This window comes from Geomobilimonas luticola (assembly GCF_018476905.1).
In the GTDB taxonomy this organism is placed as follows: Bacteria; Desulfobacterota; Desulfuromonadia; order Geobacterales; family Geobacteraceae; genus Geomobilimonas; species Geomobilimonas luticola.
In genome coordinates, this window is sequence record NZ_JAHCVK010000012.1 from 1 (window position 1) to 25,797 (window position 25,797).

Below are 25,797 nucleotides of genomic sequence, written 5' to 3' on the forward strand. Positions count from 1 at the left end.
CAACTTTAAATCGTGATAACTTACTGTTTTCAAACATGCTTCTAGCCTATCAGATGATTTCTGATGGTCTAGAGCCAATCAAAAAACCCTCTCCCTTGGGGAGAGGGTGGACGAAGTCCGGGTGAGGGGAACAAGCAGGCGCGGAATGAGCCATACAGCGGCTGGCCCTCGGGTACATTCGCTCCACGGGGCACTCACCCCCCACTGATTCAGGACTGAAATGAAAAAGCCCGCTGGTGCGGGCTTTTCGTGGTTATCCGAAGCGGTAGACCTGGCTGCCGTCCTGGTACAGTTCGATCGGCCCATCCTGCGACACCTTGATCACCTTGCCGAAAAAGGATGCCGCACTGGCGGCCGTGGTCCGCCCCCCGCCGGTGACTACCTCCCGGGCATGGGAGGTGTCGATGATGAAGCCGGTTTCCAGGAGTCTGCCGTTCCGGCTGAAGACCGTCATTCCATCGGAGGAGAGGATGCGGAGCAGGGTTCCCGAATGCTTCAGATCGCCGATGGATCTCCCCTTCACCCGGCTGGTGAGGAGCCGGCCGATGGGGTCATCTCCGCCGACGGACCCTTTTTTCAGGGTGGCCAGCTGTCGGGAGCCGCGGTCGTAGATGAGGATGACCGTGCCATGCCGGATCTTGGAGAGGGCGTAGACCGTCCAGAGCAGATCGTCCGCCGCCTCGTCGTCGATACTGCCGGCGAGGAAGGAGCGGATGATGTCCGGGTCGAAGATGGCCCAGACTCCCTTGCGCCGCACAAGGAGCTTGTCGGGACTGGCCATTACCTCGATTTCTGAGGAATCGTTGACGATTACCGCAAAGGCTCCCGTGCCGGTGTTCCTGACGAGGGAGAAGATTTCCCGGTTTGTCAGGCGCTCCACATCGTTGTGGGTTTCGGCGTTGCTGGTCCTGATGATGCCGGTCACCTGCATCTGGATGTTGGCGACGAAAAACAGGTTGTCGCCGTCGATGAAGCGGTAGGCGAGGGGGTTGTCGAAGAAGGTGGGGGTGATGGGCTGATACGGCTTGAGAGGGAAGAGCGTATGCTTCCGGTAACGTATCAGCCTGCGGAGTTCGGGAAGGGTGGTGCGATGGACGAGGAAGCCGGTGGTGGCCGGTTTCCCCTCGTACTGCTGGTAGGAGAGATTTTTCAGAAGCTGGATGAGCTGCTGGATCGGCCAGAACCCTTTCCGGTGGTCCCCCCGGAGAAAGCGCGCCACCGTGATGTCCATGATGGAAGCGAGGAGCGCGGTCCGGAAATGGGCCGCGTATCCTTCCTGGCGGAAACCGGTATAGAGCGCTGCGAAGGCGGTGAGAAGCTCCCGGCAGAAGGCCTCTTCCGTGCGGGTGAAGGGGAGGGGTGTCCGCCTGGCGATGAAGGTGTAGGGGCGGTCCTCGATGGAGGAAATGACGCGAATGGCGGTCCCTGCCGCACCGCTGTCCTCTCCGCCGGCGACGAGGTCCACCTCGGCTCCGCCGAGAAAGGAGCTGATGTTACCCCGCAAGGTATCGAATACGGTAATCGGCATGGTCGCTCCCCGGTGTGCTATGTCATTCCGCACGGGGTGAGCGCACCGTTTCGCTCGGGCACATTCGCTTCACGGCGCAATCACCTCTTGCAGGATTTGTTTCCCAGGAATTGTAGCAGCAGCGGAACGGGGGGACAATGCCGAAATTCCGGTTTAAGGCGTCAGTACCCTTTTCAGGTCGGCGATCAGGTCGTCCGCATCCTCGAGACCCACGGACAGCCGAACCAGGGTGTCGCTGATGCCCCGCGCCGCCCGCTCCGCCGCGGGCATGGCCGCGTGGGACATCTTTGCCGGGTAGGATAGGATGCTCTCCACACCGCCGAGGCTCACGGCGAAGGCGGCCAGTTCCACCTGTTCCAGCAGCCTTTTCGTCAGCTCGTAGCTTGCCAGCTCAAAGGAGAGGACCGCGCCGGGACCGTCCGCCTGGCGGCTGTGGATGGCGTATCCCGGATGGGACGGCAGGCCGGGGTAGAGGACGCGGGAGACCTGGGACTGCTCCGCGAGCCACCGGGCGACCTTGCGGGCGGTGGTCTGGCTCTCCTCCATTCGGACCTTCAGGGTCTTGAGGCCGCGCAGCACCAGCCAGCAGTCCTGGGGGCCGAGAATGGCGCCGAAGGCGTTCTGGATGAAGCCGAGTTGTTTGGCCAGATCGGGATCGGCGACCACCGCAAAGCCGCAGATGACATCACTGTGGCCGTTGAGGAACTTGGTGCCGCTGTGGAGCACGATGTCGCACCCCAGTTCCAGCGGGCGCTGCAGGTAGGGGGTCATGAAGGTGTTGTCGACGATGGTGAGGATGTCGTGCTCCCTGGCCAGGGCGGCCGCCTCCTTCAGGTCGGTGATCTTCAGGAGGGGATTGGAGGGGGTCTCCAGGTAGAGCGCCCGCGTCTTCGGCCGGATGGCCGTGGCGATGGCGTTCGTGTCCGTGGCATCCACGAAGGTGACCTCCAGGCCCCACTGACTGAAGAGTCTGGTCAGGACCCGGAAGGTGCCGCCGTAGACATCCTCGCAGACCACCAGGTGGTCGCCGGGGGCGAACAGCATGAAGGTGGAGGAGATGGCCGCCATCCCCGAGGCGAAGGCGAAGCCGCGGGTTCCCCCCTCCAGCCGGGCGACCGCCTCTTCCAGTGCGTCCCGCGTCGGGTTGCCGGAGCGGGCGTAGTCGTACTTGCCGAAATGGTCCACCGACTCCTGGGCGAAGGTCGAGGTCTGGTAGATGGGGAGGCTCAGGGAGCCCGTTGCCGGGTCAATGGTCTGGCCGCCGTGGATCAGCTGGGTTGCGAACTTCATGTCATCCCTCCGATGAAAATGCCTGGTCGAGGTCGTCGATCAGGTCCTGCGCGTCTTCAATCCCCACCGACAGGCGGAGAAGGAGGTCGTTGATGCCTAATTTCAGCCGTTTTTCCGGCTCGATGTCGGCGTGGGTCTGGACGACGGGAAACGTCATGAGCGTCTCCACCCCCCCCAGGCTCTCGGCAAAGGATATCAGCTTCGTCCGGAGAAGCAACCGCTCCACCATGGCCGGCTCCTTCACCTCGAAGGAGATCATGGCGCCGAACCCCTTGCCGTCCCGCTTCAGAATATCGTGGCCGGGGTGTTCCGCAAAGCCCGGATAGTAAACCTTTTGGACCAGGGGGTGATTGCGCAGCCAGTCGGCGATCTTGCCGGCGTTCTCCTGCTGCCGGTCGAGGCGCACCGACAGGGTCTTCATCCCCCGGATGGTGAGCCAGGAGTCCTGGGGACCGAGGATGGCCCCTGCCGAGTTCTGGTGGAAGTAGACCTTTTCCGCCAAGACCGGATCCTTCACGGCAACCAGGCCGCAGACCGTGTCGTTGTGCCCTGCCAGATACTTGCTCCCGCTGTAGATGGTGATGTCAGCCCCCAAGTCGAAGGAGCGGAGCAGGTACGGGGTGAGGAAGGTATTGTCCACGATGCAGAGCAGTCCCCGTTCCCGGCAGATGGCAGACAGGGCGCCGATATCCGCCACTTTCAGGAGCGGATTGGTGAGGGACTCCACGAAGAGGGCGCGGGTTGTGGGGCGGATGGCCTCTTTCACTGCCTCCAGGTCGGTGGTGTCCACGTAAGTGAACTCCAGGCCGTACTGGGGGAATATCTTCTCGAAGAGGCGGTAGGTGCCGCCGTACAGGTCTTCCGTCACCACCAGATGGTCACCCCGCTGGAAGAGGAAGAGGAGGTTGGTGATGGCTGCCATTCCCGAGGCGTAGGCGAACCCCCGTGCGCCACCTTCCAGGCGGGCGATCCCTTCTTCAAGCGCCTGGCGGGTGGGGTTGCCGGAGCGACTGTAGTCGTAGCCGGTGCTCTGGCCAAGCCCCGGGTGGCGAAAGGTGGCGGTCTGGTAGATGGGGACAGTGACCGCGCCGGTCCGCGTGTCCCACTCAAGGCCTATGTGTGCTGTCTCAGTTGCGATCTTCATGGTGCCACCTCCATATAAAAAATCCCCTTCCGGGGGCCGGAAGGGGATTCTTGGCATCAAGCAAGTGATCCGCGCTCCCTTATCTCCCGAAACCTCTCGGTTCCGCAGGAATTGGCACCTTCCCTGACGGGAGGTTGCCGCGACGTCACCGGGCCTGTCCCTCGGTCGCTCTAGATAAGAAATACTGCTATTCAATTGTTGTGTGAACTTTACTAAACGTAGGTGACAATGTCAAATTAATTTTTGACTATTTATGTCGGCAACTGTTTTTCTGTACACCGAAAACGAGGGGATAATTCTGAGGTCGTTCAAGTCAAGATATCCTGCATGACCATCCCCGATTCTGGTCAGCACGGCGCAAAAAAAGGGCTTGGCAATCGCCAAGCCCTTTAAGGCAGTCATTGTTTCACTTACCAGTTCCCGACTACCGGTACGACATTCAGCAGGCCCATACCAAAAGCGCCATAGGTGTCAGTTGGCTCACCTTCCCAGGCCCAGCTGTTGCTCTTGTCCAGATACCAGTTCCCTTCACTGTAGACGCCGATCTTGGTGGTGCCATCGCCGTTCCAGTCGCCGGTTACCGGAACCACGTTCGGCAGTCCAGCGCCGAAGACGCCATAGGTGTCGATGGGAACGCCGTCCCAGGCCCAGTTTCTGTTCTTGTCCAGATACCAGTTGCCTTCACTGTAAATACCGATCTCGGTAAAGCCATCACCGTTCCAGTCGCCCGTAACGGGTTTGGCATTGGGAAGTCCGATACCGAACACGCCCATGACATCAATCCCTTCGCCGTCCCAGGCCCAGCTCTGGTTCACGTCCAGATACCAGATGCCGTCCGCATAAATACCGATCTTGGTCTTGCCGTCACCGTTCCAGTCTCCTATCACCGGTTTGGCATTGGGTACCCCGATACCGAACACGCCCCTCACATCGGTCTCTTCGCCGTCCCACTGGCCGTTGCCGTTCATGTCCAGGTACCAGATGCCGTCAATGAATACCCCGATCTCGGTCTTGCCGTCGTTGTTCCAGTCTCCCGCCACGGGGATCGCTCCGGCAATGCCAAGCCCGAAAATGCCGAGGCTATCCGTGGGGGCACCATCCCATGCCCAGCTCTGGTTTGCATCGAGGTACCAGTAGCCGTCACTGAAAACGCCGATCTTGGCTGGCGGGTACTGTACAACTGCGTTGAATGTGGCCGTACAGGTCTTCGGGCCATTCATGTAGACTGACGCGGCTGTTTCGGTGCCGGTACAATCCCCGCTCCAGCCGGCAAAGGTTGAATTCGCATCGGTTGGCGTAGCCGTGACATTGGCCAATTCTCCATGGGGATAGGTTCCCGCCCCCGTCACCGACCCGCTGCCGGTGCCGGCGGTATTGACCGTCAGCAGGTAGCTGGGGAGCTTGGTCACCAACTCCACCGAGCAGTCCTGCGTGATCGGATTGGTCGTGTACGTGGAGTCGACCAGCGTTCCTCCGCAGGTGCCGCCCACCGAATCAAGGACATGCGGGGAATACACCGTGACAGAGAATGCCTGGCTGTCGCCGCTCAATACCTGGACATTCCCGCCCGGGTTGAGCGAACCGTTTATCCCCGCTGTAGTCGTTATGGTGTAGTAGACTGCCGGAACGAGGACCGCGTCGGAAAGCGATGTCGTCCCCGGAGCGGTCACCGCAACGGACTGGGCTGAATTGAAATCGGCCTTGTTGTTGTACCACCTGCTCGCATAACCCGTCGGGCCCGCATTGAACTGGACTTTATACGTGCCGGTGGCAAGACCCTGAACCATGTAATTGCCGTTCGGATCCGTTTGTGCCCAGGCGACCTGAGAGAGGTAATTGTTACTGACATAAACAGTAACACCGATATTCGCCAGCCCGGTCGTTCCGTTGGTTACCCGACCGGAGATTCCACCTCCCTGGACCAGCACTGCATTGATATTGGTGACTGTCGCGCCCGCAGACACCGTCTGCGGTACTGCCGCGTTCATGTCGGTCGTATCGTTGTACCATTCATTGATATAGCCCATGTCCGAGCCGTAGAACTGGACCTTGTATTGTCCCGCCGGCAGACCGCCGAGGTTGTAGGTGCCATCCGCGCCGGTGTTGACCGAGTTGAAGCCCCATGTGCAATAGCCGGAAACGCTGTCATGCCGGCAGACCTGGACATGGACATTCTGGAGTCCCGTCGTACCGTTCGTAACCGTGCCGGAAATGCTCCCCCCGGCGGTCAGAACCGCGTCGATACCCCCGGTATCCATCCCCTCGTATACCGTTTGCGGAGTGGCCGCGTTCATGTCGGTCGTATTGTCGTACCATACATTCATATAGCCCAGGTATGAACCATTGAACTGGACCTTGTACTCTCCCGCCGGCAGGCCGCCAACGGTATAGGTGCCGTCCGCGTCGGTGTTTACTCCGTTAAAGCCCCAGTTGCAATTGCCGGAAATGCTGTCGAACTGGCAAACCTGGACATTGACACCCTGGATGCCCGTAGTACCGTTTGTCACTTGGCCGGATATGCTACCACCCTGGGTCAGCCACACATCGATGCCCCACGTCTCATTCCCCTTGCTCACCGCTACCGGCAGGGCCGAATTTACGTCGGACGCACCGTCATACCAGCCACTGATGAATCCCGCGTCTGCACCGTTGAACTGGACCTTGTATTCTCCGTCGGGCAGGCCGACGAGGAGATAGTTGCCGTTCTCGTCGGTGTTCGTGCCGTAAGAAAAACCCCAGTCGCAATTGCCGCTGATGCTGTCGTACTTGCAGGCATTGACATGGACATTCTGAATTCCATTGTCATAATCATCCAGCACCGCTCCGGAGATGGCGCCCGCATAGGTGAATGCAGACTCAGTGGAAGCGCTGTTGCCGTATTGATCGAACGCCGCAATGCGCCACTGGTAGGTCTGCCCGTCGGTCAGGGCGGGCTGGGAAGCGCGGCCGTCAAAGTTGTATTCAGCGGACGTCTGGGAGGCAGGCAGGTCATTGTCCGGATACCACCAGAAGTTGTTGCCATTGCTTCCCCACACTGCCAGCGAATAGCCATAGTCACCCGGTGGAGGTGACGCCGGTGCCTCCCAAGTGAATGTGGGAGTCCCCGTGCCGTAAGCTATAGCGCTCAGCGGCTCCAAGGGTGTCGGCAGGCTGTCAAGAACACCCGTCACGTAGCCGGTAACCGTTTCCGGAGTTTCGGTAGGATCGTCCGCATAAATAACCTCAAAGGTGCAGGAGTCCCCCACCTGTGGCGTCCAGGGGATGTTCGTCCAGCTCTGGAACCCGCCCCATTCGTTCAGCCCCAGATCGACAGCCATGTCGGGAATGTTGGTCCCACCGGTAAAGGTGACTTTGACGGGAGTTCTCATGCCGCTGAACAACTCGGAACTCAGGCTGTAGCCGGTCATCCCGTTGCTTTTCCAGTAATTCGTCGTTACCATCAGGTCAACATTCGCAGCACCAAAGGAGATGGTGCCGGCGTCGATATCGGCTCCGAGCACCTGCACAAACCCTCCGCCATTATCGTTGGGGAAGATATCCCCGTCATCCAGAAGGCCGTTGCCATTCATGTCGAATACCGGGAAAATCCAGTAGCCGCCGTCCGGCACGCCGGCGATGGCGAATGACTGGGTGGGGCCGCTGGTGGTCACCATGGCAAAATTCGACGGCCCACCATCGCCCGAGCCTAGGACTACAAATAACTTCTTGCCCTGAGGATTGCCGCTGTTGAGGGCTACGGTGCCGGTGACCGTGCTGCCGGCGCCGACCGGCATCTCTCCGGCAAATGAAAAGCCGGTGCTCTCCGTGCCGTTGACCACGCTTGTCATGACGTAATTATAGGGGGTTCCTGCCAGATTGACGTTAAAAAAGACGCTTTTGTCATCAGTGGCCGGAATGTTGCTCCTGCTGCCGCCGCTTGTCTTATAGGTCCCCATGACATTGGGATCCGTGCTCCAGTAAAGGTTGTAGGAATCTGCCGGAACCGGACCACCCCCCTGGTTGCCAGGAAAGACCTGCCAGAGAACCATATCCGCTCCGTTGCCGTGCAGAACGCCCACGCTTGCGGGTAAAGCGGCATCCGGCGAGGGGGAAGAAGTCGGGTTGGTGATGGTGATAGTTACGCCAGGCTTATCGCCGTTGACCTGGATGTTGCTGACACTCCCCGTCGGATCGGAGGCATGGAGCACCCCCTTGCCCGTGGGGTCCAGAAACGCCTTGACCGTGTAATAGCCGTTCGGAACGCCCCGTATGGTGTAGGGGACCGAGGTAGCCGATCCGTCAAAGACCACACTTGTGCCGAGTGTGCCGTTCTGCGTCTGGGGTATAGAGATGAACACCCGACCGGTTTTCGCTCCGGCATACTCGACGGTCCCTGAGATGTCGTAGGCGAGCGCTGTTCCAGCCAGAACCGACAGCTGCAATAGCGTCGCAACCAACAACTTGTAGAAGCTCCAACGTGTTTTCATAATCTCCCTCCTATGGAAATCCAGCCATTTCCGGGGCTCAAGTTACCCATGCAGCGTCAAGAAATTGCACCATCTCTTCATCCGGGAGATGAATCTTCCAGGCAAAGGTGAATTTCATTAACAGTGTTCTAAGATCAATGCAATTTGCCCGCCAGAATGTGCCGAAAAATATGGCGTTGTAATAATCGGTGGAGTGGGTGCTCCAACGGGGGATAAATTCTGTTGAGGTTAAGATAGAAGTATAAAATAGCAACAATAACAGATAGATGAATTACGTACTTTTTTGTATCTTACGTGCTATGACTACGTTATTTGGCTGAACGGTGAAACACCAGGACGCCATCATTTTGACAGTGAGTTTTCGGTGTCAAAGGTGTAGATGAAGAGTGCGTGGAAAAGAGATTAAGGTCGGGTGGACGATGTCGACCGGTTAATCCGACTCCTCACAAAAAAACGCCGTGAAATCTTTTGTGTCAGATTTCGCGGCGTTTTAGCCGACACTGATGAACTGTATGTCAACTCCCGGAATGACTTCCAGGGACGGAGGTTATCGATCGATGTCCGTCTCTCCCAGCAGTATCCTGATCACCTGGTTGGCCTGGTGGGAGGCGGCAATGCCGACGCGGGGGGCCATGAGGCCGTTTCCCGGCCGGGCTTCGGAGGTGAGATCCCCCACGAGGTAGAGGCGGCGGGAAATCTTCCTGGTGGTGATGGCGTTGTTCGGGCCGTATCCCGCCAGCCCCGAGGCTGCCACCACCATGGTGTCCGCCATGTTCGTGATGACGGAGTCCACCAGCATGCTCTTCATGTCCGCCCGGTCAAATGCTTCCACCACCACGCTGCAGCCGGCGAAGACGGTCGGGACGTTGTCCGGGGCGAGGAGGACGGGGTGGGGGGTGACGGTGACGTAGGGGTTGATGCGGCGCAGCGTTTCGCTGAGGGCTTCCACCTTGTAACGCCCCAGCTGGTCGACGAAGTACTGCTGCCGGTTGAGGTTGGACGGCTCCACCACGTCGAAGTCTGCGATGACCAGCTCACCCACCCCGACCCGGGCCAGCGCCACGGCGACGGTGGAGCCGAGCCCCCCCACGCCGGCGATCCCGACCCGGGAACCTTTCAGGCGCTCGTAGACCCGGGGGGTGTGGCGGGCGACCAGCAGGTGCTCAAGCTCCTCCCGGGGTGGGATTTCCCCCCGCCGGATCAGGTACATCTCGTCCCCGTCGCTGACCGGGGTATCGGGGGGAACGGGAAAGCCGTTCAGGATGATCAGGTCGGCCCCCGGCTTGAACCGGTCACGGACGGTTTCGGCCCGTGTACCTTTTGCCACGTCGGCCTGCTGTTCGTTCACCTTTATCTGCATGGTTCTCTCCGGAAGCTGTCAGCCGAGCTGCCTGACTTCGGCAAGCAGGGCATCCATGTCGAGCCCTTCGGCGGTCTTTTCCCCCAGCCCCTCTTTCCTGGATCGATAGATATCGAATCGGGGGGTGCGCTGGCCGTCATCTCCCGCCACCAGCCGGGAGGAAACGATGCCGATGTCGGCAAGCTGGGGCTGGCTGCAGGAGTTCTGGCAGCCGGAGAGGGCCCAGGAAAGCGACTCCGCTGCGGGCCCCATGGCGTCGACGACCTTGCGTGCCGCGTCCCTTGTGGGAGTGAGCCCCATGATGCATTCGTGGCTGCCGGGGCAGATGCGGAACGTTACCTTCTCTTCCCTTCTGTCGGCGGTAAAACCGGCCCGTGTCAGCTCGTTGCGGAATTCCTCGGGGTTGCTACCGGCCGGAAGGGTGACGGCCATGTTCTGGGCGCCGGTCACCATGAGCATGCCGCCGGCGCGGGTGTCGGCGATGTCGGCCAGGGTCCGGAGGTCATCGCTCTGTATCTCACCGGCGAAGAACGGCACCTCGATGGTTTCTCCATCCCTGCTGCCGGGGACGAGGGATTCGGGAAGCCCGGTGACGGGAGGGAGTTCTTCATGGGCGGAAGGGTCCGCCTCGATACGCCGGAGCAGTTCGTCTCGGCCTATTTCCCGCACCAGGTGCTTGAGCCGCTTCCCTGGGGGGGTGTGAGCCGCATAGACCCGCAGGATAGTCTCGATCAGGGGGATGAGGCGCGTCTCTGCCACCCCTTCCGCCAGCAGGAATCCTTCCCGGGGCTCCCGCCCCAGTCCGCCGGCGATCCAGACGTCGTACCATCCCTGTCCCTGGTCTGTCCGTACCAGCACGAGTCCCACATCCTGGATGAGGTGCCGTTTCCCCCCTCTGTCCGCCTCGATCCCGATCTTGAACTTCTTGGGGAGCCGCTCGAAGCGGGGGTTGCCGGTGAAATGCCGGTGAAGCCGGCGAGCGAGGTTTTCCAGGACCGGGAAACCTGCCGTCCCCTGGCTGTTGCAGGTGACGCCGCGGACCGCACCGCCGCAGGCGCCACGGGAGGTGAGTCCGGCCCGGCCAAGGGCTTTTTTCACGTCGGGAAGGTTCCCTTCTCCTATCCAGTGGATCTCCATGCTGCCACGGACCGTCAGGTGTACAAGGCCCCGGCCGAACTGCTCCGCAATCTCCGCAACGGCGCGCGCCTGCAGGGCGGAAATAGCCCCCGCCGGCAATTTCACCCGCTGCATGAAGTATCCTTCCTGGCGTTGCCGGTAAATGCCGTCAAGCCGGTATTCCGTGCCGTGTGTCGTCATCGTGCATCCCTTCCGTGGTTATGTGAGAATTAGAGTTAGACTGCAATGCCTGCCGTTTGTCAACAGGTTTGTTACGGCGGTTTATGGATGCTGCAGCAATTCCGGAGAAAAGCTGTACGCCATAATTATTCACGAATTCGAGTTTGTCAACAATTTAAGTGGTATTTGTGCAATAGTATTTCACACCAATTAAGTGTTATTTATACGGCGTCATCCACGGGGGGAGCTTTCATGTCTTCCCGTATGGGTTACGGCAAAATGGAAAACGGGGGGCACGGCGTTTGCATATATTAGTTAAATGGTAATCTGTTATACTGATATATAGATGAAGCCGGGTTAAGGGAGCACCATGCGCATTCTGGTTGTTGAAGATGATGTGAAAACCGCCGCCTACCTGCGGCAGGGGCTTTCCGAAAACGGGATGAACGTGAAGGTCGCCCATGAGGGGGACGAGGGGCTCAACCTCGCCCTCACCCGGGAGTTCGACGCCATCATTCTCGACGTCATGCTCCCCAACCTTGACGGGTGGCAGGTCCTGAAGAAGATCCGGGAGCGGGGAAAAGAGACCCCGGTCCTCTTTCTGACCGCCCGGGATGCAGTGCCGGACCGGGTCAAGGGGCTGGAACTGGGGGCCGACGACTACCTGGTGAAGCCCTTTGCCTTTTCCGAGCTCATCGCCCGCCTCAGGAATGTCGTTCGCCACGGCCCTGCCAAGCACGAGGATCTTTACCGGGTAGGGGACCTGGAGCTCGACCCCATCGGCCACACCGCCAAGCGCGGAGCAAAGCGGCTTGACCTCACCCCCAAGGAATTCGCCCTCCTTTCGCTCCTGATGCAGCGGTCGGGGGAGGTGCTGACCAGGGTCCGGATCGCCGAGCGGATCTGGAACATGGAATTCGAGAGCGACACCAATGTGGTTGACGTGCACATGCGGCGGCTTCGCGCAAAGGTTGACGACCCCTTCGAAAAGAAGCTGATCCATACGGTCCGGGGGGTCGGTTATGTCCTGGAAGAGCGTGAACCATGAACAGCAGACCGATCTTTCCCCGCTTTTCCCTCGTCAGCAAGCTGACGGTCCACTACTCCCTGTTCACGTTCCTGATCCTTCTGGCTTCCACGGTCCTGATGTACTGGGGACTGGTCAGCTCTTTCGACAGGCGCAATCACAGCTATCTTGATTCCCAGGTCCGGCTTATCGGGGCACTCCTGCAGAAGGGTGACCAGGAGGCCTTGAAGAAGGAAGTCCTGTACGATCACCCCTCTGTCGAATACATCCGTCATTACGAAAGGGTTCTGGACGAGGGTGAACATGTCCTGCTGGAAACCCCGGCCATACGAAAGGTGCTTCCGCCGGAACTTTTCACGGCGGAGTCTTTCAAGGGGACTATGAAGGCGCAGCGGTTTGCCGACGGCAATCTGTACGTCCTGAAATCGGCGTGGTTCCCTCTGGCGTCGGGGGAGAAGCGGCTTGTGCAGGTGGCGCTGGAAATTTCCCAGGTGGAAAAAATCCGGGCGGATTACCGGCACAAACTCCTGACGGTGCTGATTGTGGGGGTCATTCTCTGCGCAGGCGCCGGCATCTTTATCGCGCGCCGGGACCTGCGGCCTCTCCGGGAGATTACGGAGACCGCCCGGAACATTACCGTATCCAACCTGGATGAACGTATCTACAAAGAAACGTTTCCCAAGGAACTCCAGGTGCTGGCGACGGCTTTCGACGGCATGCTCGATCGGCTCAACAATGCATTCGAAAGCCTTTCCAATTACAGCGCCAACCTTGCCCATGAACTGAGGACCCCCATCAGCATCCTCATGGGGGAGGCGGAAGTGGCGCTATCCCGGCCGCGGAGCGCCGACGAGTACCGGCGGGTGATCGAGTCGGAACTCGAGGAATGCCAGCACCTCACGCGGCTGATCGAAAGTCTCCTCTTCCTCGCCCGGTTCGACAGAAACGAGATCGAACTGAAAGCTGAAGAGGTGGATGTCTGTGAACTCGTGGAAGGCATATGGGAATATTTTGGCCCCCTCGTCGAAGAGCATGGCATCACGTTCGAATGTACAGGGGAAGCTCTCCTGGCGGCAGACCGGGAACTGCTTCGCAGGGCTCTCGGCAATCTTATCCATAATGCCATCGTCTATAACAAGAAGAGGGGGAGGGTGACGGTCGCGATACGCCAGCAGGAAGACCGTTCCGCCGAAATCAGCATAAGCGACACCGGCTGCGGCATATCCCCCGAACAGCTTCCCCGGATATTCGACCGTCTCAACCGGAACGGCCGGTCCAAGCAGTTGTCACCCATGTGGCCGGGGCTGGTGCTTCCCATCGCCAAGACGATCATGGAACTCCATGGCGGCACGATAACCGTCGCGAGCGAGCTGGAGCGGGGAACCACTTTTACCCTGCGGTTCCCTCCCCCTGTTGCACAGCCTTCCCGCAAGATGACGAAATCGTAATCTTGCCGTAATCTTGCCGTGCGGCATGTTCCGCACTTTTCTCCGCCACCCCGGTTTTATCCCGAAAAAACATCATCTTTTCTTTTCCTGTACCACAAGGTCCCGATTCCGGGGCCTTTTTTTATTTCGTAAAAATGCGAATCATTCCAGCGGGTATTCGGTAAGAGGAGGGGGTCAGTGGCACATGCCGGTCGAATCGGGCACGGCAGTTGCCAATATAAGGATGAAAAGAACGTGCATAACGAACAAAAAGATTAACGGTAAATAACGATAAGGTAACCGCCAGACAATGACGTCTCCCGCACGAAAACATATCCTTCTCATCCTGCTTTCCCTTGCTCTTGTTGTTCCGGTTCAGCCTGCCGGAGCGGAAGAGGTCAAGGCGAGCTTTCTCTATGCTCTTTCGGATGCAACCGGCACGATTCCTTACAACTGGGTGAAGCTGAGTGTCGACCCTGTCAAGCATGAAGTCTATGTCGTCAATCCCTCCGATCTCACCATCAGGGTGTTCAATGACCAGGGGATGGAGGTCTACAGCTTCGGCGATGACCTTTCCCTCGGATACGTCAGCGACCTCGCCGTGGACGAGCATGGCGACATGCTGGTTCTCACGTTGAAGGGTGAAAAGTATTCCCTTGCCCGAGCCAATTTCCGAGGCGACCCAAAGGGGACCATCGAGCTCAAGGATTTCCCCCCCGCGTACACCGAGGGGTTTTCCCCGCGGACTCTTGTGTACCGGGCCGGTCACATCTACCTGGTCGACAAGGAACGGATGAAGGTTGCGGTGGCCGATGGGGAGGGGCGGTTCGAGACCGGCTACGACCTTGCCCCCCTGCTGAAGGTGGAGGAAAAGAAACGGCTGGAGACCGATATGGTGGGGTTCAGTGTCGATTCGCAGGGGAACCTGCTCTTCACCGTGCCGACCACGTTTACCGCCGGCGTCCTTTCTCCCGACGGGAAGCTGAGAACCTTCGGGACCAAGGGGAGCACGCCGGGCAGATTCAACATAGTCGGCGGCATTGCCGCCGATGACAAGGGGTACATCTACGTAGCGGATACTCTGCGCTGCGTGGTCATGGTCTTTGACCGGGAGTTCACGTTCAAGACCGAATTCGGCTACCGGGGGATCGAACCGGGCAATTTCATCGCACCCATGGATATCGTAGCGATGGATGGCAGGGTATACGTGACTCAGAGCCGCAGTCGGGGAGTCAGTGTCTACCGCGTATCCGTGACGTGACGCTGAACCGGCACACAAAAAGGGGGTGGTTAAAGGAAAACGGCCAACATCGGGAAGTACGTAACCAGCAGTATGGAAAGATCTGACGAAACGAAGAAACCAAACCATGAGATTACGAAAGGGAAAACAGATGAAAGCATCGAAGATTGTAGTAGCCGCAGCAATGCTTACCCTTGCGGCCTCCGGCAGCGCCCTCGCTTTCCATGACGGCGGCGTCGCCACCTGCGACGGCTGTCACACCATGCACAACTCCCAGGGCGGCGCCCAGATGACGAAAAACGCCCTGGCTGTCGGCACCACCAACGCCTACCTGCTCCAGGGCTCCGATGACAGCTCCACCTGCCTCGTCTGCCACGGAAAGGCACCTGCTGGGAGCGGCTACAAGGTATTGGACCCGGCCGCTGCGGCTGGCGCTGCTCCGGCTAACTTCACCCCCGGCGGCGACTTCGGCTGGCTGAAAAAAGATTACACCTGGACACTTCCCCGCCCCGGCTCCAGTAAAGGTGAGCGCCATGGTCACAACGTCGTGGCGAACGATTTCGGCCTCGTTGCCGATGCTACCCTGACCACCGCCCCAGGCGGCACCTACCCTGCGGCAAACCTCGGCTGCCAGTCCTGCCATGATCCCCACGGCAAGACCCGCATTATCGATGCCGCCGGCACCATGGCTACGTCGGCCCCCGGTACCTCGGTTCTCCCCATCGGCGACTCCGGTTCCTACGGCGCCATGCCCGATGCCAACCAGGCTGTCGGCGTCTACCGCCTGCTGGGCGGGGCCGGCTATGCCCCCAAATCCTACGCCACGTCCCCCTTCACCGCCGCTCCTCCGATCGCCGTCGCTCCCAGCACCTACAACCGTGCTGAAACCACGACCGACACCAGGGTCGCCTACGGCAAGGGGATGTCCGAGTGGTGCGCCAACTGCCACCAGGGTCTGCATAACGATGCCTACCCGACCAACCTCCGTCATCCGGCCGGCAATGCTGCTCTCATGACCAACGTGCTCGCCAACTACGCTGCCTACGTGAAATCCGGCGACCTCACCGGCACCAACGCCAATGCCTACAGCTCCCTCGTACCGTACGAGGAAGGGACTGCCGACCGCGCCGCCCTTGTCCTTCATGCCAAAACCGACGGAACTGCCAAAAGCGGTCCGGACGCCACGAGCAACGTCATGTGTCTCTCCTGCCACAGGGCCCACGCCACCGGTTGGGACAGCATGTCCCGCTGGAACAACAAGACTGAGTTCCTGACCGTAGCCGGCGACTTCCCCGGTATCGACGCCCCGACCCAGGAAGGGAAAGACTACGCTTCCGGCAGAACCCAGGCTGAGCAGAAGGGCTCCTACTACAACCGCGACAAGGCTGCCTTTGCCTATGCCCAGCGTTCGCTGTGCAACAAGTGCCATGCCAAGGATTAATGCGGTTGTGTAACATGTCACTTCATCGTCGTTCATGACGATACGGAGGTGGTCCGGCGCTGCCGGGCCACCTCCGACTTTGTTGTCCGGTTACCTCGGCGCCGCCCAGTGTGGCGAGGGAACCATGCAATGTGCTGGAGGGGAGAATCGGGCAGTGCGCTTCCATGGAGGGGAGTGTACTGTGCCATGACCGTAGGGTAGGTGACGGTCGGTAACCGTTGGAAAGGATTCCCCTTGAAAGTCCTGTTGCTCATCACATCCCTGCTGCTTCTCCCGGGATGCATGCTCCATATCCCCGCAGCAAAGCCGGTCCTCGGCGATCAGGGAGAGGTATATCTCTATACCCGTCCCTTCCCCCAGCAGGCAAGCAGGCTCGGTTTCACCCTGGAAAAACTGGAAGCCATCAGGGATGACGGCGCGCGGTTTTCCGTTCCCTTGAAGCTTGTGGAAATCAAGGGGGCCGAGATGACGCGGCAGCGCTTTCTCGCTTCGGGAACCCTCCCTCCGGGGAATTACACGGGTCTGGCCTTCGGCGTGAAGCGGGCGACCCTGCGGGGCGAGGATGGCGACGCAACCCTTCTTGTTCCCGAGGAGGCGGCGCGGGTGGAATCTTTCTTCACGGTCGCCAGCGGGAAGGCGCAGTTCCTCTCTATCGGTTTCAAGTATGACGAAGCGGTTATCAGAGGTTTTGCGTTCACTCCCGCCTTCACCGTCACGGTGCCGGGGAAGCCGGTTGCCGGGCTGGTGGGATATGTGGCCAACTCCAGCGCCAATACGGTCGCCGTTTTCGATCGGCAGGCCCTGGAGGTGACGGGGGTCATCGCCACCGGCCGTGGGCCGCGCTGCATCGTCATCGACCAGCTGCGCCGCCGGGCGTATGTCGCCCTCTCCGGCGACAACGCCGTAGACGTCATCGATATACCCACGAACGCATCCGTCGGGACGATACGCCTCAACAGCGGTGACGAGCCGGTGGAGCTGGCGCTTTCTTCCGACGGCGGAACGCTTCTGTCCGTGAACGGAGGTTCCAATTCGGTCAGTTTCCTCGATCCCGCCTCCCTGGTGGAACTGGACAGGATCACCGTCGGCAACGGTCCGTCATCCATCGCCCTGGACCCGGCGGGAGCCCGGGCATTCGTGTTCAATGACGCAACCTCCACCATATCGCTCATCGACGTTCGCAAGCGCTCCCTCATTGCCACCATCGGCACCGAGCCGGGGCCATCGCGGGGCCAGTTCAACCGCCGCGGCGACCTGCTCTACGTCATTCACGGGCAGAGCCCCAATCTGGACACCCTCAACCCTTTCACCCTGACGCTCCAGAACCGGCGCCATGTGGGGATGGGGATGCAGGCTCTCAAAGTGGACCGTTCGACGGAGCTGCTCTACGCAGCGCGGCGCCAGTCTCCCGAGATAGAGCTGTTCGAGCCCTCGGCGGTTCTTCCCCTCACGTTCATCCGGACCGGCGGGGAGACCGTCCATATGGCCATCGACGGCGAGCTGAACAACCTGTATGCGGTGAACCCTTCCCGGAAGAGCGTTCAGGTCATCAACCTGGTGAGCAAGAACGTCATCGCCGAGCTCGATCTGGACGAGGACCCCGCGTGGGTTGCCCTTGTGGGGGAGAGGTGATTTGGAGGTGCGCCGTGCAGGAAAAACAGGGAATTCGTTGCCGCTGTTCATCTGTGCCGCGACGCTCGTCACCATCCTTGTCTTCGGCAGCGGGAGGATAGCCGTGGCGGGTACGATCAACGGTTTCATGGAGTGGAATTACAGCGGGCTGAATTCATCGTCCCAGGAAAAGGGGGGGGTGGGCTCGACTACCCGGGTTGACAGCTATACCCAGAGGTATAACCTGTCGCTGCTCACAAATCCTCTCCCTGCGGTGAGACTGACTGCCGGCAGCCTGTTCGAGCAGCAGTTTTCCCGGAGCAGCATCGAGGGGCCGGGGAAAAACTCGACGCTCACCACCTGGCAACCCTCCATCGATCTCGCGCTGCTGAATCCGGTGTACAACGCCGGTATCGGCTACAGCCGCCGGGAAGAGAGTACGCATGCCACGAGTGTCCCCACCACGAAGCAGATAAACGACGATTATCGCATACTGATCGGCTGGCGGCCGGTGGACCTCCCCACCACGGACCTGCAGTTCACGAGGACCGACCGGTACGACCCCCTGCGGATCCAGCAGGACACCAGCACCGACCGGGCGGCACTGTCGCTTCGGTACCTGCCGGTAAAGGACCTGGACCTCAGGTACCAGTTCGTCTACAACGACGTCACCGACAGGCTGCAGCAGCTGGAGGTCAAGGAGACGACCAACACGGGGCGGGCGAGCTATTCGGGGCAGTTTCTCGACAAGCGGGTGTCGCTCTTCACGAATTACAACGTGAGCGCCCAGAGCGTCTCGACGTCAACCAGCGGCAACGGTTTTGTGGATTTCCAGCTCTTCCCCGCCTTCGGCCTCTTTTCCCTCAATGATACCCCCCAGGCCGGGACGCTTCCCCAGAATTCCCCGCTCATCGACGGCAACACCGCCGTGAGCGGCGGGGTCAATATCGGTGTGACTCCTTCTCCGGGAGATACCCGGCGCAACCTGGGGGTCGACTTTTTCTCCGAAACGGAGATCAACCGCATCATGGTCTGGACCGACCGGGAAATCCCCGCGGCCATTGCGTCCACCTATTCATGGGAGATTTACACCAGCAGCGACAACGTCACCTGGACCCTGTGGCGGACCCTGGCGTCCGCCCCCTTCGGTCCCTTCGAAAACCGCTTCGAACTCCTGTTCGATACGGTGAAGACGCGTTACATCAAGGTGGTCACCCGTCCTCTCTCCCAGGTCGCGGCGACGCTGGTCCCCACCTTCAGAAATCCGGACCGGATTTTCGTCACCGAACTACAGACGTTCCTGCGCCGGCCGGCGGCCGAAACCCGCGGGGAGACCTCGACCATGTCCCACATGTACAGCCTGGACGTCAAGGCGCGAATCCTGGACTCGCCCTCCCTCTATTACAACGGCTCGTTTTTCATGACGGTGGGGGGGATCCCCTCCACACTGCGCTATACCCTTTCCAACGGATTGAACGTCAACCACCCGTTGACCGACAAGCTGACCGTTACCGGCAGGGTTGCCCGGGAAGATATCGAGGAGGTCAACGGACACACGGTCGGCTATGCGTATGATGCCTCACTCCGGGCGACCCCGCTGAAAACGGTCAGCAATACCCTGCTCTACAGTGGCCGGACGGACTTCAAACCGGCCGGGACCTCTACGAACAATTCGCTCTATGCGTTCAACACGGCGGAAATCTACCGGGGGGTCAATCTCAATCTCGGGGGAGGGGTGAGTCTCGCAACGAACGAACAGGGAGTGGGGACGAACAGCACCAACATCCTGTTCGGGATGAGCATCGTCCCCACCAGGACCCTGACGGCGAACCTGACCTATACTCTGAACCGTTCCAGCCAGTCGGGGGGTACCGCTCCCCAGAGCTTTTCGACCCAGCGCGGCGAGGTGTCGGTTGCCTGGCGGCCGTTCACCACCCTCTATCTCTACTCGGCACTGGGCTTTCTATCCCAGACCAACCGGCCGACGGACGTGACCCAGAATTACGGCGTGAACTGGTCCCCCTTCCCCGACGGGACGCTCCAGTTCAACTTTGCCTTCAACCAGAATATACAGACGCAGAATTCGGAACGGACCAGGCTCATCACCCCGAGTCTCACCTGGCAGATAACGAGCCGGGTGACGCTGGACGGTTCGTATTCCCTGCTCAAAACCGATTCTACGCTCGGTCAAACGGACGTGCGTATCGTGAGTTCAAATCTGAGGATAAATTTCTAGGAGCGGGACGGGCTGTTGCCCTGTGCCCCGAAAACACGACAGGACCATTCAATGAAACGTTTTCTCTCAACAATCGGTATCGGTCTTTCCCTTCTGTTCTTGGGGGGATGCGCCTCCGGCAACCTGGACATCTACCGCGATCAGAACATGGACTTCGGTGCGGTGCGTACGGTCGCGGTGCTCCCCTTTGCCAATCTGACCAGGGACAACACCTCCTCCGAAAGGGTCAGGGATGTATTCACCACCATGCTCCTGGCCACCGGCGGAGTGTATGCCCTCCCTCCCGGTGAAGTCGCCCGGGGGGTCATCAGGACCGGTGTTGCGAATGCCGCTGCGCCGTCGGTGGAAGAGGCGGTCAAGCTCGGGGGGGTTCTGAAGGTGGATGCGCTCATCACCGGCGTCGTCAGGGAATATGGCGAGGTCCGGTCGTCCACGTCGACCGCCAACGTCATATCCCTCAGCATGCAGATGGTCGAAACCCAGACCGGCCGGGTTGTCTGGACCGCCACTGCCACCGAAGGGGGGATAGGGGTTACCGACCGCCTGTTCGGCGGCGGCGGCCGCCCCATGAACGAGATTACCGAGAAAGCGGTCAATGAGATCATCAACAAGCTTTTCTGATTTCCTTGTCGTGGTCTGCCTGTCCGGGCTTCTCTGCCTGACGGCGGGGACGCCGGCCACCGCTGCGGATGACGGTGGCAAAGTGCCTTCCCGGATTGCGATTCTGCCGATCATCAACCTGAGCGGGTCCGCGGTGCCCCTCAGGGAGGTACGCACGGCATTGCTGGCCGAGGCGGCCAAACGGGGAATAACGGTACTGGGGGAAGAAGAGTTGGAGAAGTTCATGGCGCGACACCGGCTCCGCTACACCGGCGGAGTGGACGAAACGACTGCCCAGGCGTTCCATGAAGAGGCGGGGGTAGGGGGGGTGCTGGTCACCTCGCTCCAGCAGTATGACGCGACCTATCCCCCCAAGATTTCCCTCGAAGCCAGGCTGGTGTCAGCCGGCGAAGTGCCGGACATCATCTGGGCCGATGCCGTATCCATGGCAGGGGATGATGCCCCCGGGCTGTTGGGGAGAGGGTTGGTCGAAAACCTCCCGCAGCTGACAGCAACCGCCATCGGTCGACTGGTCGATTCACTTGCCGCCGGGGTAACGGGAAAAGGAAATGCGGCTGCCACGGAGAAGGTCGCCGGAAGATTTCGCCCCAGGATATCCTTTCGTTCGCCTGACCTGGCACTGGGTGAAAAGAGCCGGATCGCGGTTGTCCCGTTTTTCAACCGGAGCCAGCGCAGTTACGCCGGCGAGATACTCGCCCTCCACTTCGTCAGGGAGCTCGCCCGGCGGGGTGACGTGACGGTCCTCGAACCGGGGGTGGTCCGGCAGAAGTTTCTGGCGTTCCGGCTGATCATGGACGAGGGGTTGTCCCTTGCCAATGCGGAGGTCCTCTTCGAGGTGCTGAACGTGGATTTCATCGTTACCGGCACGGTCATGGAGTACGACGACTATGAGGGGGGTGCGGGTACACCGCGGGTCGCATTCTCCTCCTGGCTGCTCGACCGCAAGAGCCGGCGGGTCGTCCTGGCATCCGAAAGTCACAACAGCGGTGATGACGGCATCCATTTTTTCGAGCTGGGAAAACAGCGAACGGCCCATCTTCTCGGGTCAAACATGGTCAGGGGGGTCGTCGAACGGATGACCTCTCCGGGAGCGTCCGCCTCCACACCCGACCCCTCCGACGAGGGGAAAGACGGGTTTATCTACAACGAGTTCAACTAAAGGAAGGGGAACAATGAAACGGATAATCGGAATTGCGGCAATGGTAGTGGGAACGAGCAGTGTCGGTGCACTTCCGGCGTTCGCGGCGGTGGAGGCGAATCCACCGGCGGCGGTGGCGGGGGAGGCAAAGCCCGGGGTCGCGGCGGTACAGCCGGCCGGGGAAACGGAGGCGGCGGACGAAGTGTCTCTTGACCTCCGGGTGCCTCTCTTTTCGAAACAGTTTTCCCGTACTCCCGTGGCGGTTGTCAACGACGACCCGATCCTGCTCGAAGAACTGACAACCGCTCTGGCCTCGGTCCACGAACGACCGATGCCGGGGAAGTCGACGGGAAAGAAGAATTTCACCGCGGTGCTGAACCGCCTCATCAACGTGCGGCTGATCGTCCAGGAGGCGACCAATATGGGTCTGGATGAAACCCCCGAGGTCAAGAAGCCGGTGGATGATTATGCCGAGACGACACTCAAGGAGCACCTCAAGCTGGCCCACGCCCGGGACGCCAAGCCCGACGAGAAGGTAATCGAACAGCTCTACCGGCAGGAAGTGAAGGAGTGGAAGATAAAATCGGTCAAGTTCGAAAAGGAGGAGGACGCCAAGGCGCTGGCTGAGGAACTTGCCAAGGGGGGGAACTTCGACGAACTGGCTGCCAAGCTCGTGGAGAGCGGCAAGGCGGAGGGGAGCAAGGAAGGGGCTTTCATGAAGCCAGCCGGTCTTCTTCCCCAGATAGTTGCAGCGGTGTCGGCCATGGAAGTGGGGAAGACCAGTCCGGTCATTCAGGTGGGACCATCCTTCACCATCCTCAAGCTTGAGGAGATCGGGTATCCGGACAACGCCGAAGCCAGGGAGAAGGCGCGGCAGCAGGCGACCGAAATCAGGCGGGCTGCCATGGTCAGGGAGTACTTCCAGGCGATGAAGAAACGGTACGCCACTATCGACAAGAAACTCCTGGACAAGCTCAACTTCGAAGCCCCCAAACCCGGTTTCAAGAAGCTGTTGACGGACAAGCGGGTTGTCGCCAGGGTCAAGGGGGAGAAACCGATTACCGTGGGGGACCTTGCCGATGCCGTTGCCGTCAAGTTCTACCACGGCATCGACCAGGCGATTCGTGAAAAGAAGGTCAATGACCGGATACACTCGACCCTGGACGAGATGCTGTACAACCGGGTGTTCAGGACTGAGGCGCTGAAGGAAGGTATCGACAAGACCGACGCCTACAGGAACAGCGTCAAGGAGTACAAGAGTACGATCCTGTTCGGAAGGTTCGTCGAGAAGGTTATCGTTCCGGAGGTGAAGATCACCGAAGGGGAAGTCGCCGACTACTACACGGAGCACAAGGACGAGTTCTCGTCACCGGCGATGATCAAGTTGAAGAGCCTTGCCTTTTCGAAAAAGGAGTATGCCGAAGCGGCACTGGAGAAACTGCGCAAGGGGACCGATTTCGCCTGGCTGAAGGCCAATGCCGAGGGGCAGGCGACCAGGAGCACCAGCACGTTCCTGGAGTTCGACGGGAGCACGCTGGTGACGAAGAATCTGCCGGCTGCCGTGCTGGAGACGGTTACCGGCGCCAAGGCGGGAGATTTCCGGCTCCATGGTGATCCCGAGGGCTTTTTCTACGTGCTGGCGGTTGTGGATCTCCTTCCCGCCAAGCCGTCTCCCCTGGAAGAGGAACGGAAGACGATCGTCAAGAAGGTGTTCGGCGAAAAAATGAACAAGGCGGTCGAAGAGTGGGGAAACAAACTGAAGAAGGCTTACAGCGTGCAGGTTTACGTTGCCGACCATACACATTAGAACTGCCGGGGAGGATGCCTCCCCGCGGCACAGTTACTAAGGAGCATGCTGACAATCGATATTGTTTCTTCCCCCACCCACCGCTCCCCCGCTGGGGGAGGGCAAAGAGTTCTCCCCCCAGCGGGGGGAGGCAGGGGGGGGAATGTTGACTAGTCAGGTTCCATCACCGTAAAAATCAGTGGAGATAGACCATGCCAGTAGTGCACAAACAAAAAGCCATTTTTGCCGTACTGTTCCTGCTGTTCTGCGGGACACTCTTCTTTGCCATGTCAACACCATCCTTCGCTGCGAAGAAATTTACGCAGAAGGGTTGTCTCGACTGCCACAAGAAGTTCAACGACAAATACCTGTCCATGAAGGACGTCCATGGTGTGGTGAAGGAGGGGAAATGCGAGGAGTGTCATCTCCGGCACGGCATCGTTCCCAAGCTGCTGCTGAAGGAGACCGGCAACGCCCTCTGCTTCAAGTGTCACGCCAGGGAAAAGGTCGGCATGAACAGGGCCAATGTGCATACCGCCCTGAAAACGGGGAAATGCACCCTCTGCCACAACCCCCATGCTTCCCAGGGGAGCCACCTCCTGCAGGCGGAAGGGAAGGCCATCTGTTACACCTGCCACAAGAAGGATGCGTACGAGAAGAAGGTGGTCCACAAGGTGCTGGCCGACAAGGGGTGCACGGCGTGCCATCTTTCCCACAGCGCCGATGAAAAGAACCTCCTGTCCCAGGCCGAGCCGAAGCTGTGCCTCGGCTGCCACGACAGCGGCGGTTCTTCGTTCAAGAAGGCCCACGGTGGATATCCGGTGGAGAAAAGCCGCTGCTCCCTCTGCCACAACCCCCATTCCTCCAGCCAGCCCAAGCTGCTTAAATCCAGCGTCCACAATCCTGTCGCCACCGCAGGGTGCGACGGCTGCCACGACGCCTCCACCTCTCCAAAACCTTTCGCGGTGAGCCAGAAGGGGAGCGAGCTCTGCTACCAGTGCCATGATGCCGCCAAACTCAAGGATGGCGGAACGATGGAGCACAAGCCGTTCAAGGGGGGTGACTGCCTTTCCTGTCATAACCCCCATGCCTCCGAGTTCACCAGGCTCCTGAGCGGCGACGGCAACAAGCTCTGCATCGGCTGCCACAAAAAGCAGGGTGGCCCCCTCTCGGTCACCCACGCGGCGGTCAAGAACGGCAAGGGGTGTCTTTCCTGCCACAAGCCCCATGCCGCCAAGGAAAAGAGTCTGCTCATCGCACCGGGAGCCGAACTCTGCTACTCGTGCCATGCCAAGACCAAGGCGGAGCAGGCGAACAAGGGCACCCACGCCCCCTTCATGGGGGGGGAATGCAGCAGTTGTCACAACCCCCACGGCTCCAATTTCCCCGGCATGCTGACGGACCGGATGGATAACCTCTGCTACGGCTGCCATACGGATGCGGAAACCCGGTTCAAGAAGAGCTACACCCACAAACCGGTGAACGATGCCAAGTGTACCATGTGTCACAAGGCCCATGGCTCGGAACAGAAGAAACTTCTCAAGAGTGCGCCGGAGAAACTGTGTGCCCAGTGTCACGGCGACCTGATGAAACCCGAAGCCGCCGGCTCCAACCACCCCCCCTTCGCCGAGGGTGACTGTCTCACCTGTCACGATTCCCACGGCAGCAATTTCAGGGGGATGCTGGTGAAGAAGCAGGAAACGCTCTGTTACGAATGCCACGACGGAGTGGAAAAAGGGATGAAGGCTGCCAGGAGCAGCCATGCCCCTGTCGTCAACGGCGATTGCAGCAAATGCCACAGTCCCCACAAGGCGAAGCTGAACAAGCTGATGCTGGCCCAGGGGCAGGATTTGTGTTTCTCCTGCCACAAACCCATGAAGGAGAAGCTGGCGAAGAACACCGTCCACCCCGCTGCCCAGAAGGACTGCCAGTCCTGTCACAAACCGCACTCCTCCGGCCAGGGCAAACTGGTCGCCGAGCCGCTGGTGACCCTGTGCGGCCAGTGCCACGACCTTCAGGATGCACGGTTCAGCAAGTCTCACCTGGGAATCAAGCCCGCCGACATGAATTGCATGAGCTGCCACGACCCCCATGCTTCCAAGGACCCGAAGTTTTTCAAGGAAGCGGTGCATCCCCCCTTTGCCGGGAACTCATGCGATGAGTGCCACATAGTCGACAAGCACTAA

16 protein-coding genes and 1 riboswitch are annotated in these 25,797 nt (G+C 59.9%); of the genes, 10 read left to right on the top strand and 6 right to left on the bottom strand.

The window, feature by feature from the left end; translation table 11 throughout:
- Positions 1-253: 253 nt before the first annotated feature.
- From KI810_RS16025 to KI810_RS16050, 6 genes are all read right to left on the bottom strand, one after another.
- Positions 254-1,528, bottom strand: a complete 1,275-nt coding sequence (locus tag KI810_RS16025) for a hypothetical protein (protein ID WP_214176575.1) — start codon at positions 1,526-1,528, stop codon at positions 254-256.
- 153 nt (positions 1,529-1,681) lie between these two features.
- Positions 1,682-2,818, bottom strand: a complete 1,137-nt coding sequence (locus KI810_RS16030; RefSeq protein WP_214176576.1) for a trans-sulfuration enzyme family protein — start codon at positions 2,816-2,818, stop codon at positions 1,682-1,684.
- A gap of 1 nt (position 2,819) precedes the next feature.
- Positions 2,820-3,962 carry a trans-sulfuration enzyme family protein gene (locus tag KI810_RS16035; RefSeq protein ID WP_214176577.1) on the bottom strand — a complete coding sequence of 381 codons (1,143 nt, stop codon included), beginning with the start codon at positions 3,960-3,962 and terminating at the stop codon, positions 2,820-2,822.
- 76 nt (positions 3,963-4,038) lie between these two features.
- Positions 4,039-4,143: riboswitch (SAM riboswitch) on the bottom strand.
- A 229-nt stretch (positions 4,144-4,372) separates the two neighbouring features.
- Positions 4,373-8,428: a carboxypeptidase regulatory-like domain-containing protein gene (locus KI810_RS16040; protein WP_214176578.1), complete on the bottom strand. Its 4,056-nt coding sequence runs from the start codon at positions 8,426-8,428 to the stop codon at positions 4,373-4,375.
- A 547-nt stretch (positions 8,429-8,975) separates the two neighbouring features.
- Positions 8,976-9,788: a sulfur carrier protein ThiS adenylyltransferase ThiF gene (thiF, locus tag KI810_RS16045; RefSeq protein ID WP_214176579.1), complete on the bottom strand. Its 813-nt coding sequence runs from the start codon at positions 9,786-9,788 to the stop codon at positions 8,976-8,978.
- An 18-nt stretch (positions 9,789-9,806) separates the two neighbouring features.
- Positions 9,807-11,105, bottom strand: a complete 1,299-nt coding sequence (locus tag KI810_RS16050) for a nitrite/sulfite reductase (protein ID WP_214176580.1) — start codon at positions 11,103-11,105, stop codon at positions 9,807-9,809.
- A 349-nt stretch (positions 11,106-11,454) separates the two neighbouring features.
- Here KI810_RS16050 and KI810_RS16055 point away from each other — a divergent pair, with 349 nt between their 5' ends.
- The 10 genes from KI810_RS16055 to KI810_RS16100 all read left to right on the top strand — a co-directional run bounded on the left by KI810_RS16055 (position 11,455) and on the right by KI810_RS16100 (position 25,797).
- Positions 11,455-12,132 (top strand): heavy metal response regulator transcription factor, encoded by a 678-nt coding sequence (locus KI810_RS16055; RefSeq protein WP_214176581.1) that lies wholly within the window; start codon positions 11,455-11,457, stop codon positions 12,130-12,132.
- On the top strand, positions 12,129-13,559 hold the full coding sequence (locus KI810_RS16060; protein WP_214176582.1) for a heavy metal sensor histidine kinase: 1,431 nt from the start codon (positions 12,129-12,131) through the stop codon (positions 13,557-13,559). Before KI810_RS16055 ends, KI810_RS16060 begins: the two co-directional genes overlap by 4 nt.
- Before the next feature lie 289 nt (positions 13,560-13,848).
- Positions 13,849-14,799, top strand: coding sequence for an NHL repeat-containing protein (locus KI810_RS16065; RefSeq protein WP_214176583.1), 951 nt, complete (start codon positions 13,849-13,851; stop codon positions 14,797-14,799).
- A 130-nt stretch (positions 14,800-14,929) separates the two neighbouring features.
- Positions 14,930-16,219 carry a cytochrome C gene (locus KI810_RS16070; RefSeq protein WP_246525767.1) on the top strand — a complete coding sequence of 430 codons (1,290 nt, stop codon included), beginning with the start codon at positions 14,930-14,932 and terminating at the stop codon, positions 16,217-16,219.
- Positions 16,220-16,453: 234 nt separating this feature from the next.
- Positions 16,454-17,851: a YncE family protein gene (locus KI810_RS16075; protein WP_214176585.1), complete on the top strand. Its 1,398-nt coding sequence runs from the start codon at positions 16,454-16,456 to the stop codon at positions 17,849-17,851.
- 1 nt (position 17,852) lies between these two features.
- The gene (locus KI810_RS16080; RefSeq protein WP_214176586.1) at positions 17,853-20,066 is read left to right on the top strand and encodes a discoidin domain-containing protein; all 2,214 of its coding nucleotides are present in this window, start codon (positions 17,853-17,855) and stop codon (positions 20,064-20,066) included.
- 51 nt (positions 20,067-20,117) lie between these two features.
- Entirely contained in the window at positions 20,118-20,687 is a 570-nt protein-coding gene (locus KI810_RS16085; RefSeq protein ID WP_214176587.1) for a GNA1162 family protein, read from the top strand.
- Positions 20,662-21,846, top strand: coding sequence for a hypothetical protein (locus KI810_RS16090; protein ID WP_214176588.1), 1,185 nt, complete (start codon positions 20,662-20,664; stop codon positions 21,844-21,846). The genes KI810_RS16085 and KI810_RS16090 overlap by 26 nt, the downstream gene beginning before the upstream one ends.
- Positions 21,847-21,859: 13 nt before the next feature.
- Entirely contained in the window at positions 21,860-23,632 is a 1,773-nt protein-coding gene (locus tag KI810_RS16095) for a peptidyl-prolyl cis-trans isomerase (protein ID WP_214176589.1), read from the top strand.
- A gap of 191 nt (positions 23,633-23,823) precedes the next feature.
- Positions 23,824-25,797, top strand: a complete 1,974-nt coding sequence (locus KI810_RS16100; RefSeq protein WP_214176590.1) for a cytochrome c3 family protein — start codon at positions 23,824-23,826, stop codon at positions 25,795-25,797.